12 protein-coding genes are annotated in these 13,779 nt (G+C 67.7%); 6 read left to right on the top strand and 6 right to left on the bottom strand.

The window, feature by feature from the left end; genetic code table 11:
• Positions 1-10: 10 nt before the first annotated feature.
• Both ACIP98_RS36315 and ACIP98_RS36310 read right to left on the bottom strand, forming a co-directional pair.
• Positions 11-535, bottom strand: a complete 525-nt coding sequence (locus ACIP98_RS36315; RefSeq protein ID WP_401980385.1) for a dCTP deaminase domain-containing protein — start codon at positions 533-535, stop codon at positions 11-13.
• Positions 532-1,089, bottom strand: coding sequence for an AAA family ATPase (locus ACIP98_RS36310; protein ID WP_401980383.1), 558 nt, complete (start codon positions 1,087-1,089; stop codon positions 532-534). The genes ACIP98_RS36315 and ACIP98_RS36310 overlap by 4 nt, the downstream gene beginning before the upstream one ends.
• Positions 1,090-1,366: 277 nt before the next feature.
• On the opposite strand from ACIP98_RS36310, the gene ACIP98_RS36305 reads away from it, so the two are divergent.
• Positions 1,367-2,572, top strand: coding sequence for a helix-turn-helix domain-containing protein (locus ACIP98_RS36305; RefSeq protein ID WP_401980380.1), 1,206 nt, complete (start codon positions 1,367-1,369; stop codon positions 2,570-2,572).
• A gap of 36 nt (positions 2,573-2,608) precedes the next feature.
• The gene (locus ACIP98_RS36300) at positions 2,609-3,157 is read left to right on the top strand and encodes an NUDIX hydrolase (protein ID WP_401980379.1); all 549 of its coding nucleotides are present in this window, start codon (positions 2,609-2,611) and stop codon (positions 3,155-3,157) included.
• Between the two features lie 216 nt (positions 3,158-3,373).
• Here the strand turns inward: ACIP98_RS36300 and ACIP98_RS36295 are convergent, their stop codons facing one another.
• The 3 genes from ACIP98_RS36295 to ACIP98_RS36285 form a co-directional block, all read right to left on the bottom strand.
• Positions 3,374-4,045 carry a hypothetical protein gene (locus ACIP98_RS36295; protein WP_401980377.1) on the bottom strand — a complete coding sequence of 224 codons (672 nt, stop codon included), beginning with the start codon at positions 4,043-4,045 and terminating at the stop codon, positions 3,374-3,376.
• A gap of 674 nt (positions 4,046-4,719) precedes the next feature.
• Positions 4,720-4,977, bottom strand: a complete 258-nt coding sequence (locus ACIP98_RS36290; protein ID WP_401980375.1) for a hypothetical protein — start codon at positions 4,975-4,977, stop codon at positions 4,720-4,722.
• 120 nt (positions 4,978-5,097) lie between these two features.
• Positions 5,098-5,259, bottom strand: coding sequence for a hypothetical protein (locus ACIP98_RS36285; RefSeq protein ID WP_401980372.1), 162 nt, complete (start codon positions 5,257-5,259; stop codon positions 5,098-5,100).
• 1,214 nt (positions 5,260-6,473) lie between these two features.
• Between ACIP98_RS36285 and dnaE the strand changes: the two genes are divergently transcribed.
• The 3 genes from dnaE (at position 6,474) to ACIP98_RS36270 (ending at position 11,217) form a co-directional block, all read left to right on the top strand.
• Complete coding sequence (dnaE, locus tag ACIP98_RS36280) at positions 6,474-10,037, top strand: DNA polymerase III subunit alpha (protein ID WP_401980369.1); 3,564 nt, start codon at positions 6,474-6,476, stop codon at positions 10,035-10,037.
• 228 nt (positions 10,038-10,265) lie between these two features.
• Positions 10,266-10,964 carry a hypothetical protein gene (locus tag ACIP98_RS36275; RefSeq protein ID WP_401980367.1) on the top strand — a complete coding sequence of 233 codons (699 nt, stop codon included), beginning with the start codon at positions 10,266-10,268 and terminating at the stop codon, positions 10,962-10,964.
• Positions 10,965-10,980: 16 nt separating this feature from the next.
• Positions 10,981-11,217, top strand: a complete 237-nt coding sequence (locus tag ACIP98_RS36270) for a hypothetical protein (RefSeq protein ID WP_401980366.1) — start codon at positions 10,981-10,983, stop codon at positions 11,215-11,217.
• A 23-nt stretch (positions 11,218-11,240) separates the two neighbouring features.
• Here the strand turns inward: ACIP98_RS36270 and lexA are convergent, their stop codons facing one another.
• A complete protein-coding gene (gene lexA / locus ACIP98_RS36265; RefSeq protein ID WP_401980363.1) occupies positions 11,241-11,954 on the bottom strand; it encodes a transcriptional repressor LexA in 714 nt (237 codons plus the stop codon).
• Positions 11,955-12,229: 275 nt separating this feature from the next.
• Here lexA and ACIP98_RS36260 point away from each other — a divergent pair, with 275 nt between their 5' ends.
• Complete coding sequence (locus ACIP98_RS36260; protein WP_401980361.1) at positions 12,230-12,544, top strand: hypothetical protein; 315 nt, start codon at positions 12,230-12,232, stop codon at positions 12,542-12,544.
• Positions 12,545-13,779 lie beyond the last annotated feature (1,235 nt).

Genomic DNA, 13,779 nt, shown 5'->3' with positions numbered 1-13,779 from the left:
GGCCGGGTGGTCATCGGGCGGCGGCCAGCAGCCCGGGCGGCGGGAGCGTGGCCTCGTTGATCCGCCCGAAGTACCCGGCATAGGCGAGTGGGGCGCCGACGGTGGACCAGAAGGTCACCTGACCGGCGGTCATGCCCGCATAGACGCGGGTGGGCTGGACGACCTTGATCTCCAGCGTCCAGCGGTGGCACGACCCGACGTTGCCCAGGTCGGCGCTGTACTGGAGGAACATCCCCAGCCTCCCGAGGGAGGACCGGCCGATCAGCGACGGCACAAACACCGAACTGCCGATCTCCTCGACCGTGGTCCCCAGGTACACCCGACCCGGCTCAAGGACGATCCCGTCGTCCGGGATCACGCACTCCTGGAGATCGTTGACGGCATGCGTGTCGATCACCTTGGCGTGGTGCGTCCGCAGGACGGGGCCGAGCCGGTAGTTGTAGGAGACCGGGTTCAGCTGGCCGGCAGTGAACGGCTCGATGGTCAGGGCGCCGCGGGCGCGCTGCCGTACGATCTCCGATCCGGTGAGGATCACCGCAGCACCTCCTTGGCCAGCTCGGCCGCCCGCTCGCGGAGGCTGTCGAGGCTGCCGGCGTTGTCCACCCGCCGCCACGCCGCTGCTGCCACCGGCGCCTCGGTCGGGTGGCGCTCGTCGCCTGCGGACAGGTCGGCCCGCCCCCGCTTGCGCTCCAGCCGGACCGCATCCGGGGCGGTGACCTCCACCAGGACGAACCCGAGGCCGGTGACCGCGTCAACGTCCGGGGCCCGCAGGTCGTCGCAGACCAGCACGGCGTCCGGCCGCGTGTCCTCGGCCTGCCGCACACGCAGGGTGAACGCCTCGGTCAGCGCATCGGGGTTGATACGCCGCAGGTGGGTGCCGAGAGCGTTCAGCAGTTGACCGTCCTGATCGGTGCCGTCCAGCAGCGGGCGCCCAGCCATGGCGTGCACGACGGCCTGCAGTTCATACAGCGGCGCCCCCACCTTCAGCGTCAGCACGTCCGCACCGGCGAGGGTCAGTTCCTGCGTAAGCAGTCCGGCAAGCGTGCTCTTTCCGGCCCCGGGCCTGCCGTGCAGGGCGACTTTGGGCATGACGGTGCTCCTCTCGACAGCTCGGGTGGCAGACGGTCCTGAATTTCCCGCAGGCCGGTGTCATGGCCGGCCTGTGGCTTTACGCTCAGGGCCCGTACCAACCATGGTGGCCATCCGCCTCGTTGCTGGGCAGGGTCCGGTTGTCCGCACTTGTCCGCAGCTCACTCAAGGCCCACCCACTTCACCGCGAAGGGGTGTGTGCTGGTCACAGCAGCACGGACGCTGTCCGCACCGTCGTGCGGACAGCGCGATTCACCACAAGGGCGTGGAGGTAGCGATGCCGGGGGCCGACGAGACGACCTTCGCCGCGGAACTGCGGCGGTTGCGGGGAACGGTGACGTTGCGGGAACTCGGACGCCGGGCCTCGTGCAGCAAGAGCATCATCAGTGACCTCGAACACGCACGCAGATCGCCGACGCTCCCGATCGCGCTCGGTCTGGACAAGGCCCTCGGGGCAGGCGGCACACTGGTCTCCTTGGCCCAACGACAGCGTTTGAGCGAGGAGACAGCCGAAGCGGCTTCGGACAGTGCCGAGGACGGTCTCCTGCGGGAATGGGACGACGTGTGGCGCAGAGACTTCCTCAAGGGCGTGGGCGCCGCTGCCCTGACCACCGGTCTAAAAACGGGCAGCATGGCCGCCGCGGGCGGTCGTGACCTGCTGGACGCCCATATCGCTCTCAGAGCCGCACACGGGCGGCTGGACAACTTACGCGGGGCGTCCGCTGTCTACCCCCACGCCGTTGGCCACCATCAGCAGATCCTCGCATGGCACGCCACCGCGGCCGCCGCCGAGCGGCAGCAGATCGCCGCGCTCGCCGCCGACACCGGCGGCTTCGTCGGCTTCCTCACCTACGACCTGGGCATGGCCGAGAACGCTGCCGCGCACTACCGCGACGCCGCCGCCCACGCCCGCCAGGCGGGCGACCTCTCCTGCTGTGTCAACCTCATCGGCCAGATGAGCCGGATCCTGACCGACCAGGGGCACTACCAACGCGCCCTCACCCTTGCCGACGGCGCACTGCACCTGGCCGGCACAAAGGCCCACCCCGCCGTACGGTCCTGGCTGCACGCCGTCCGCGCACACCACTACGCCTGCCTCGGCGACGCCCGCACCACCCAGAAGGACCTCACCACCGCCTGGAAGCTACTGGACCACGCCGACGACGGCGAGACACCCCCCTACGTCGGCTACCTCAGCCCCGCCGAGCTGAACAAGTGGACCGGCCACGCCATGGTCCGCCTCGGACAACAAACCCCGTCCTTCCTGCGCGCCGGCCAGGCGGCCCTCGACGAAGCCCGCGCCACCTGGCCCGCCACCATCGTCCGCGGCTCTGCCGAGGTACTGACCGCAAGCGCACGTATCTACGCGGCACGCGGCGACCGCGACACCGCCGCCGACCTCGCCTCACAAGCCGTGGCCATCGCCACCGAAACCGGATCAGCCAGGAACCTGCGCGCCGCCCTGACCGCCTCAACCGGATAAGCGGCAGTGCCGCCGACGACCGTGATACTGGTCGCCATGACCGAGACCCCCGACAAGGTGCCGGCGGCCCCGTTCTCCCGGATCAAGATCCGGACCGGGGCCCTGGTGTTCTGCGGTGACGATGTCGCCCTGATCTGCCGCGACCGCGTCGAGTCCACCCACTACACCCTGCCCGGCGGCAACGTGGAACACGGCGAAGACCTCCAGCAGGCCCTGCGCCGCGAGCTCGCCGAGGAACTGCAACTCGACGTCGACCAAGCCGAGGGCGGCGAACTGCTCTGGGTCGTCGACCAGCGTGTCACCCGCCCCGGCCTCACCCCGCCGCCCCGCAAGCTCCACCTCATCTACCGCTTCCACATCACGCCGGAGCAGCGAGCGGGCCTGGCTCAGCAGGAGTACGACGAACTCCCTGACGGCAGCCACGAGGTCGGGATCATCGACTGGATCGACTACCGCAGGGCGGCGGCGGAACTGGCGATCTTTCCGCCTATCGGGCCCGCGCTCGCTGCCCTCAGCAGCCCTCGGGCCGCCGTCGGTGACGCCGCCCTGGATGCCGTCACCGACGACAATTACACATGGGTCTGACACCCAGCCAGCACAGCGGGACGGGCAGGTCCCCGCACAGCCACGTAACGGGACCGGTTTGCACCAAGAGCCTTGCGGCCCGCCCGGCGGCGTGCGAGGTCTACCGGACGGGCTCCAGCTACCACCTTGCCCCAGCCCGCGGATTCCTGCAGAAGTCGGCAACGCCCATGTGGATTTGACGGGGCTGCCCACGTTCAAGGGGCTTGGCGCCACCCCCTACTCGGCCGTCTCAGCAGCCCCGTCCTCTGCGGCCGCGGTGTAGTAAACCGTACGTCCCTGCCGGCTCCGGGTGACGCGGCCCTTGGAGACCCCCTGCTCCAGCGTGTTCCGGACCACCTGGTTCTTGGCCTCCCGTTCGGGGTGAGCCACGAGAAGTTCGGCTGTGACCTCGGCTGCGGTCCGGGGCTGGTGATGCTGCTGCAGCAGACCGAGTACGAGAGAACTCAGCGTGGGTGCACCGGACGCCCTCGTGGTCTGTGGCCTTCGTCGCTTCGCAGCGCCCTGTCCGGCCGACGCGGCCTTCTGGCGCGAGGCCTCGCCGCCGCTGCGCGGAGTGCGAGCCCCGCGAGGCGCCGGCACCGCCTGTCCTGGGATGCCCTCACCGGCAGAGTCCGAGCCTGACGATGCGACGGGGGCAGCGTCAACGTTCTGTAGGTCCTGGGCGCTGTTCGGGAGAGCAGACTGGCCGGCCAGCGTGTTCTTGAGCCCCGTGAGCCAGGTTGCTTCCTGTCCCAGCTCGGCGAGCCGGTCTCGCCAGCGTCGGATGACTTCGTGGGCCTCGGCCTGTGCGGCACTGTTGCGGGCGAGGTCGTCGTCCAGGCGCCTGCGGTACTCCTCCTGGATGGTGGGGGCGTCCTTCACTGGAGTGGCAGGGATGTCCGAGGGCATGTGCGGCTCGCTCTCTTCATGCAGGGTGTGTGCTGCCGGATGCTACTCACAGCAGGCCAACGGCGAAGCGAGGATGCACAGATAACCGCGCACACACCCATCGGTCACTACCACGCGGCTCGGTACTCGTCAGTTTCAGCGCGACAGCGCGCTGAACACCCCACGGTGATGCGGCCCGCCCGGCGGCGTGCGAGGTCGGCCGGGCGGGCTCCACGTACGAGCCTGCACCAGCAGGCCGTGAGCCGCAGGAATGCCGCGCCCATACGTGTTCCTGCATCCGGCATCGTTGCCGCTGTTGAGGCCGGCCACTATGTGCGTTGGGAACACCTGAACCGCCCGCGACCCGAAACTGCGTACGGTGCCGTGGGGCGCCTGCCCGTTGCACGGCAACACCTTGGTCGGCAGCGGTGGGCGCGCAACGTTCCGGCACCCGGGGTGCAGCAAGTCGTGGGGGTACGACCGCGTCACCGCGCCCTGCACCGAAGTGGCGTTGTACCCGGTAACCGACCAGCAGAGCGGCACGATGCGGGTGTGCGAAGGGCACCGCATCTTGATGTTCGTCATCCTGGAGGGTGCTGTGGTGGAGCCGCTATCCGGCACATGATCGAGGGCCACAGCAGGTGGCGACGCACGAAGGCCCGGGAGGAATCCCGGGCCTTCGTCATGTTCGGACGCTACGACAGGCGGATCGTAACCGTGCCGCCCGCCTGGATCTGCTCCGCGAACTGGGTCAGCTCCGGCTCCGTGACGGTGCCGCCACCGGTCCGCTCTCCCCAGACACGCTGGATCTCGGGCTTGATCTCCTCCAGCGGCCGGCCCTGGTACTGCTCAGACAGGCTGCCGAGCGCACTGGTCAGCTCGGACGCGAACCTCTGCATACCCTCGTTGAGCGCGGCATCAACTGCGTTCTGGTCGAACTCGAAACCAGCCATCGGAACCTCCCGCGTACAGGGACCACCCAGCGGGTGTGAGCCCCTGCGGCCCACGGCAGTCCGAACTGGTCCCAACGCTACCGTCAGCCACCGACAACGCAGGACCCTCGTAGTCGCCGCTCACACATGGGCGGCTGCGCGCTGTTCGTACAGGCGGAAACCCTGGTCGACCATCCGCACCGCGAGGTGTGCCGTGTGGAAGAGAAGCGAGATGTTGCCGGTGATCTCAGCCAGAGCGACATCGCCGTCATACTCCAGGCGTCCCTTCGCGGTTCTGTTCACTCTCCCTGCCTTCGTCGAACGAGGATGTGCTGCAGGGTCCGGCGCAGTACTGGGTGCGCTCAATTATCGGTGGAGCACCAAAAAGAAGAAGCGTCACATCGGTGGATACTGGGCTGCGACCCGGCGTGGCGGGAGGGACGGATTTGGGATCACCTGCTCAACCGTGCAGGCGGGCACTACCTCCAGAGACCTGGCGCTCGCTTTGCTCGTCGGTACACGAGGTACGGTTATCGCACTGTAAGGCGTGCCTACCGCAACGGGTTCCGGAGTGGCTGGCGTACGTACAGCAACTGGAACCGGAGGTGGTAGCACTATGTCGTCTCCACGTGACGCAGCGAATCGCTGGAGTGCACGACACTCCTTCGCTGTAGGCCTCATCGCTGGAGCGGCAGGCGCGCTACTGAGCCTGCTTTTTAGCGGAGAGTTCGAAATCAGCGAAGCTTTCATCGGCTTCGTTAGTTTCTTCGGCATCTTCACGCTCACCGCGCTAGCGGAGCGGAGACGCCGGAAGAAGCTCGAATTGCCGATGTGAGATCAAGCAAGCACGGGGAGGCCTACGTCTCCCCGTGCTTGTCGCATCCCGGGATTTGTTTTGTAAGGCCTGTGTTCAGCACCCGCACGGGCACAGTCCGGACGGACATGCTCACCTCGCGACTCGCCCCGAGGGGCTCGACTTCGCCTGGATGGGAGTCGTCGACTGCGGCTGGCCCGGCAGCGACCTGGAGACGGTCGCCGGCCAATGGGCAGCCGCCCTGACCGGCCAGCGTCGAGCGCGGCGTCGACTCCCTGAATTTCAGGCTGTCCGTACGGTCCGAACCGAACCGGGCGCTCCTCGACCCGCACAACATCGTGGCCCCCAAGTCCGGCGTGAAGACGGTCTTCGGTGAGCAGCTCAGTTTGTCCGAGACCAGCCGACACCCGCAGTGCGTCGTCCGCTACAGAGACACTCCGCTGGGGGGTCGAGGCCGGGCAGGACGTGGACGCGGCGGCGATCACCCCGAGCGGGCGGGGCGGGCCGAAGAGGAACGGAGCGTGAGGGCTTCCCCTGTATGAGCGCAGCCCTGACGGTCCGAGACGCTCCCAGGCCGGGCTGGGCTGGGCTGGATTCTCGCCTCCCGGCCCGGCTGTCGCTGCCGTCGGCCGAATGGGCTGGAGTGTCAGTGGCGGGTACTAGCGTGAGGCGCTTCCTCAAGCGGACCCCTGGAGGTGCTCCCTTGGCAGCACGGCAGTTCGTTCACCTGCACAATCACACCACGTACTCGCTCCTCGACGGTGCGCAGAAGATCAAGCCGATGCTCGTCGAGGTCGAGAGATTGGGTATGCCTGCCGTCGCCATGTCTGACCACGGCAACATCTTCGGGGCCTACGACTTCTACAAGTCGGCCACCGGTACCTCCGTCAAGCCGATCATCGGCATCGAGGCGTACATCGCGCCTTCCTCCCGGCACAGTCGCAGGCCGGAGTTCTGGGGGCCCGGCGGTCAGCGTGCGAAGTCCGAGGACGGAGAGTTCGGCAAGGACGTCTCCGGAGGCGGCAAGTACACCCATATGACGATGTGGGCCCAGAGCGCCCATGGCCTGCGGAATCTGTTCGCCCTCGCGACCGAGGCGTCGTACACCGGGCAGTTCCCCAAGGGCACCCCGCGCATGGACCGGGAGCTGATCGCCGGACACGCCGACGGCCTCATCGGCACCACCGGCTGCCCGTCGGGCGAGATCCAGACCCGCATCCGCCTCGGCCAGTACGACAAGGCACGCGAGGCTGCCGGCAGCTACCAGGACATCCTCGGCAAGGACAACTACTTCCTGGAGCTGATGGACCACGGCATCCCCATCGAAAGCGATGTCCGCTCCGACCTCCTGCGCCTGGCCAAAGACCTCGACATCCCGCTACTCGCGACCAACGACGGCCACTACATCACCGCCGACCAGGCCGACGCCCACGACAGCCTGCTGTGCATCGGCACGGGGAAGAACAAGGCCGACACCAACCGCCTGAAGTTCAGCGGCGACGGCTACTACCTCAAGACCGCCGACGAGATGTACGACCTGTTCGCCGAGCTGCCCGAGGCGTGCGACAACACCCTCCTGATCGCCGAGCGCGTCGAGTCCTACGAAGAGGTCTTCGCCTACACCGACGAGATGCCGCAGTTCCCCGACGTCCCTGAAGGAGAGACCCAGGAATCGTGGCTGCGCAAGGAGACCCTCAAGGGCCTGGCCATGCGCTACGGCGACCCCGTCCCCGGCGAGGTCCTGGAACGGTTCGAGACCGAGATGAAGGTCATCGGCCCGATGGGCTTCTCCTCCTACTTCCTCGTGGTCGCCGACATCTGCCGCTACGCCCGCGACAACAAGATCCCCGTCGGCCCCGGCCGAGGATCGGCGACCGGCTCGATCGTCGCCTACGCCACGCGCATCACCGAGCTGTGCCCGCTGGAGCACCAGCTGCTGTTCGAACGCTTCCTCAACCCCGAGCGCATCAACCCGCCGGATGTCGACCTCGACTTCGACGACCGCCGGCGCGACCAGATGATCCGCTACGTCACCGAGAAGTACGGCGACGACTACACGGCCATGGTGACGACCTTCGGCTACATCAAAGCCAAGAACGCCATCAAGGACAGCTCCCGCATCCTGGGCTACCCCTACGCACACGGCGAGCGGATCACCAAGGCCCTGCCGCCGGACATCATGGGCAAGTCCATCCCGCTGTCCGGCATCTTCGACCCGGATCACGCCCGCTACGGCGAGGCCGGCGAGGTCCGGCAGATGTACGAGGCCGAGCCCGACGTGAAGCGGGTCATCGACACCGCCATGGGCGTCGAGGGCCTGATCCGCAACACCGGCGTCCACGCCGCCGCGGTGATCTTGTCCAAGACCAGGCTCACCGACCGTATCCCGCTGCACATGCGGGCCGACGACGGCGCCAAGATCACCGGCTTCGACTACCCGTCCTGCGAGGAGATGGGCCTGGTCAAGATGGACTTCCTGGGCCTGCGCAACCTCGGAGTGATCGACCAGGCCATCACCAACGTCCGGGAGAACCGCGGCATCGAGCTGTCCACCGAGACCATCCCCCTGGACGACGCCACCACCTACGAGCTCCTCGCCCGCGGCGACACGTTCGGCGTCTTCCAGCTCGACGGCGGCGGCATGCGCGCCCTGCTCAAGCTCATGGAGCCCTCCCGGTTCGAGGACATCGCAGCAGCCCTCGCCCTCTACCGCCCCGGCCCCATGGCGGCCAACGCCCACACCAACTACGCCCACCGCAAAACCGGCCGGCAAGAGATCGAGCCCATCCACCCGGAACTGCGGGAAGCACTGGACCCGATCCTGGGCAACACCTTCCACCTCCTGGTCTACCAGGAACAGATCATGGCCATCGCCCGGCAACTCGCCGGCTACACCCTCGGCGGCGCCGACCTGCTGCGCCGCGCCATGGGCAAGAAGAAGCCCGAGGTCCTGGCCGCGGAGTGGGAGAAATTTCACGGCGGCATGAAGGGCAACAGCTACAGCGAACCCGCCATCAAGGCGCTGTGGGACGTCATGCTGCCCTTCTCCGGCTACGCCTTCAACAAGTCCCACACCGCCGGCTACGGCCTAGTCTCGTACTGGACCGCCTACCTCAAGGCCAACTTCCCCGCCGAGTACACCGCCGCGCTCCTCACCTCCGTTGGAGACGACAAGGACAAGGCCGCCGTCTACCTCGCCGACGCCCGCAAGCTCGGCGTCACCGTCCTCCCGCCGGACGTGAACGAGTCCGTTTCGGAGTTCACCGCGGTCGGAGACCACGTCCGCTTCGGCCTGAAGTCGGTCCGCAACGTCGGCACAGCCGTCATCGACGCCATCGTCGACGCCCGCCGGACCCTGGGGAAGTACGCGGACTTCGAGGACTTCCTCGACAAGGTCGACCTGCCGGCCCTGAACAAGCGAGCCATCGAATCCCTCATCAAGGGCGGAGCCTTCGACAGCTTCGGCCACAGCCGCAAGGGCCTGTGCTCCGTCCACGAAGACGCCATCGACGCCATGGTCCCGATCAAGAAAGCCGCGGCCTTCGGCCAGGACGACCTCTTCGCCGACCTGGCGACCGACTCCGGCGAGCGCGCCTTCTCCGTCCAGATGCAGATCGACCCCGGCGAGTGGCCCCGCAAGCAGCTCCTGTCCACCGAACGCGAGATGCTCGGCCTGTACGTCTCCGCTCACCCCCTGGACGGCGCCGAGCACATCCTCAGCCGCAGCCGCGAGACCACCATCGCCGACCTGCTCAGCTCCGGCCGCAACAGCGGAGACGTCCAACTCGCCGGCCTCATCACAGGAATCACCCGCAAGCAGAGCAAGCAAGGCAACGCCTGGGCCATCGTCGACCTCGCCGACCGGGACGGCTCGATCGAGGTCCTCTTCTTCTCCCAGGCCTACATGCTCGTGCAACACGCCCTGATGGAGGACGCCGTCATCTCCGTCCGGGGCAGGATCGAGGACCGTGACGGCACGCTCAGCATTTTCGGCCGTGAGCTGGAGGTACTCGACGTGTCCGCAGCCGAGCACGGCGGACGCCCGCCCGTGCGCCTGTTCTTCCGCTCCCACAAAATCACCGACGAGACCATCGGCAAGCTCAAGCACATCATCGCCGCCCACCCCGGCGACACCCCGCTGCAGATCCACGTACGCGGCGTCCACAAGACCACCGTGTACGGACTCCCCGCCACCATCAGCGCCGACGCTGTCGCCTCCGATGTGAAGGCAGCCTTCGGGCAGGAAGCCTGGCTCGGGGTCTCATAGGGACTCCGGGAAGTGAAGAGGCCGGCCCTGAGCATGGCTCCCAGGCCGGCTTCTCCACTCACGAGCCAACGGATCGGTCTACCCCCAGCTCCGCATGGGCGACAAGGCGCGGGTAGTCCGCCACGGCCGCATCAGCGGGATGGCGGGCATGGTTGCCTTGACAGGGAGTCCGCTTGAGCCGCCGCCGAGAGTGGCCAAGCACAGGAAGGCGATGTCGCTGCCAGTGAAGTGATCCTCGCAGAGACCTTGGGCCTGAACCCCACCGCCGGAACCTTCCGCGAGAACGTCACCGCCAGTACCCACCTGACCTTCACCAAGAACGGCTCGGTACGCCTGATCCTGCCGGACAGTCAGCACCCCGGCACCCCGGAACTGCGCAAGCTCGCCGACTCCAGGGGAGAAGTGGCCCCGGTCGTCTCGTACCTGCCGCTGCCGCCCGGCGTGAACATCGACCGTCACCGCCGCCCCCACCGCGACCAGACCACGGACCGGATCGCTTGCTCTGCTGGGCTGATCCCTGTCCGAGAGGACCCGACCGGGCGGGCTCGCGAGCCGGGCGCACCAGATCTGGGCATCGCGATTCAACCCGCCTCGGATTTCCCGTACCGTGGTGGGCACGCACCATGCGTGCGTGTCCACCACCGGCCACGTGACCGCCAGCCACGATCGGCCCCAGCCTCCATCCCAGGAGACGCCGCGATGACTGCACAGTCCCCCCAGTCCGTCCCCGAAGGCCTGCAGGAAGGCCAGCCGGAGGCGCTGCTCGCGTCCGCGGCCGCCGAACGCGAGCACGCGGAAGCCCTGGCCGGCGTCCTGGAAGACATTGCCGCTCATGGCGTGCCTGCCCTGGAGGACTGCGTGCCGGCCGCCGAGGCACACGACGCGATGTGGGCCCGAGTCACCAGTGGGGCAGGGCGTGTCGCCTGACCATCGCCGCCCGCGCATGGCCGAGGTCTTCTACAGCCCGCTCGCGCACAGCCAGCTGGAGAAGGTCACCACCGTCGAGCAGGCGAGCGCGATCGAACGCGCTCGCGGAGCCCTGGAGGCCCGGCCCGACATCGGCGTGCTGAGGCCGGATGGCCTGCGTGACTACCGCGACGATGAATCCGGGGTCCGGCTGATCTATTTTTTGACGATTCGGTCCACAATTATCATCGTGGCTTACCTCGAAGTCGACTGAACCACCAGGGCAGTTGACACCGGTCACAGCGCGCGGAGCACAGCCACGACCTTTCCGAGGATGGCGGCCCGGTCTCCTTCGATCGGCGCGTAGCTGGGATTCTCCGGGAGCAGCCACACCCGGCCGTTCGCCCGGTGCAGGCGCTTGACGGTCGCCTCGCCGTCGATCATCGCGGCCACGATGGAGCCGTGGTCCGCAGACTGCTGGCGTCGCACGGTCACCCAGTCGCCGTCGCAGATCGCGGCACCCGTCATGGAATCGCCCGACACCTCCAACGCGAACAGGTCACCCGAGCCCACCAGGGAGCGGGGCAGAGGAAAGACGTCCTCGACGACTTCCTCGGCCAGGATCGGCGCACCGGCAGCGATCCTGCCGACGACCGGCACGAACGCCGGCCTCGTCATCTCCGGCCGCTCCCACTCGACCAGGTCGACCGACTCCTGCATCGCAGCCGACGCGGTGCGCCCCCGCAGCCACGATGCGCGCACGCGATAGGTCCGGGCCCGCTGCGGATCCTGTTCAAGTACGCCCTTGCGCTGCAGCGCGCCCACTTGGTGCGCGACCGACGAAGTGCTGGTCAGCCCGACGGCCGCACCGATCTCCCGCATCGAGGGCGGATACCCCCGCCGGGACACCGAGTCCAAGATGACCTTGACAATGTGCGCCTGCCGAGAGGTCAAGCCATCGGGTCCGACTGTCTCCCCCGGAGGGTCTTCCGGGGCTTGAAGCGATGCCACCCGTCATGCCGATTCCTCCCCCTGGGCCGATCTTGACCGGTTGCGCCACCGTACCCGGCTGACCTGCTCCAACGGAATGCCCATGCAGATCAACCGCCGCGTCCCAGCCCTGGCCCAGCCAAGCAAGAAGCTCGGCGCGTCGGGGGCCGCGCCGAGCCGTTCCCGACCATCGAACCGGCAGACAGCTGGACGTGCAGCCCCACCACGCCCAACTGGGTGCCGCGACACGTCGCCCGGCCCCGACGCCACGGTCCAAGTCGCTCGTTACACAGTTCATGCCGACAACCCCCGCCCCGGACTGTCTGGACGCGGCCGCTGCCAGCCTGCTGCACGACTACTACGCCGGAACCTGGCTCCCGAACGACGACGAACGCGACCTTGCCGACGGCCTGGCCCGCACCCGCTGGAGCGAGCACTCCCTCCGGGCCGGCCTCCGCGGCACCTCGCCGGCCGTCGCCGACGGCCGGCTCGGTGGCGTGCTCGACCTGGCGGTACAGGTCCTCGCGCAGACGCCCGCGGCCGCCACCGACAATACTCTGCTGCAGGTCCGGGTCCTGATCGACGCTCTGGCCAGCGCGTTCTTGCCCTGACGTCACGGTCCGAGCTCAGCGCCGACACAAAGGTCCGACAACAATGCTGCCGGGAACCGGCGCAGGAAGCCTGCAAAGAAGGCTGCGAAACTGAAATGGTGAATCACTTCCCGCGCTGATTTCGCGGCGAGCAATCACGTGTGACACATCCACACCGATCCTGAATTCCCAGCTCGGACGGCAATTCGCGGAGGAAGGTTCGGAGATTGCTCGCGGAGGAAGTTCGCGGATTGGTCCCGGAGGAATGCTCAAGACGCGAGATATCTACCCTCGCACCGGGTAGAGTCTGGGACAAGGGAGTGCGCACATGCGCACTCGGGGACCGCCACCCCGAGGAGCCTCCCTGAACATGGACGGGGGCCCGCCACTCCCGAGAGAGCGAACGAGCCCCTTGCTGGTGGCCCCCGGGCCGATTAGCGCGGCCCGGGGGTCATCATCAGCCCGCCTTTGCGGCGGCCACGACGGCCGCCGCTGTGGCGATCACCTGCGTCAACAGCAGGACGTCCCGACGCCACGACCAGCGTCGTCGACGCTTCCGCTCCGACGAAGGTTCCTCTCCTTCAACATCGACACTCACGCAAGGTTCCTTTCTCTGGCGGGGCTCACCGATCGTTCGCCCCTGGATGCGGCATCCGGGCCAGGTGTGCCCCGGCCCGGATACCGCGCCCGAAGGGCGTGCGACAGCGGTGACGCCAGATCCTTTGCGAGCGCCGATATTGACCTTAGAGCATGCGAAGCGACCCGATGGGCCGGATAGTCGAAAGCCGTCGACTTTTCTGACGGAGGCTATTGCCCATAACAAACCCCGTCGAATGTCTGCTCGAAAAGATTTGGCCCGCGTTATCTGTCAGCCCGTGGCGGCGCACGTCATCGCAACAGGCTCCCGGGGAGGCTCTTCGCCTGGCCCGGCTCCTCGTGGGCGAGGCCGAGCGGGGCTGTCGCTCAGGACATGTTCGCGCCCTCAGGCGCGGCTACACGTAGCTAGCCAGTTGGAGTGCCACCACTTTGGTGGCGACTCCGGCCTCGACCGCGTGGGCCAGTTCGGCGGGCAGGCAGGACAGCGCGGGTGAGTCACAGCCCGCGACTGGCAGGTAGTCCTCGTCGTAGGTCGCCGCGTGCACTGCGGCCAGGGCTACATGACTAGACGAGTCTGTCCGAATGGCTGCGGGCATGAAGAGAGGGTGTTCAAGATCCGTTTGTGACGACAGAACTGAACACCCTCGTGACCGCACTGT

Source organism: Streptomyces sp. NPDC088354 (genome assembly GCF_044753585.1).
GTDB lineage: Bacteria > Actinomycetota > Actinomycetes > Streptomycetales > Streptomycetaceae > Actinacidiphila.
The sequence above is the reverse complement of the archived record's forward strand: the minus strand, read 5'-3'. Positions and strand labels throughout refer to the sequence as shown.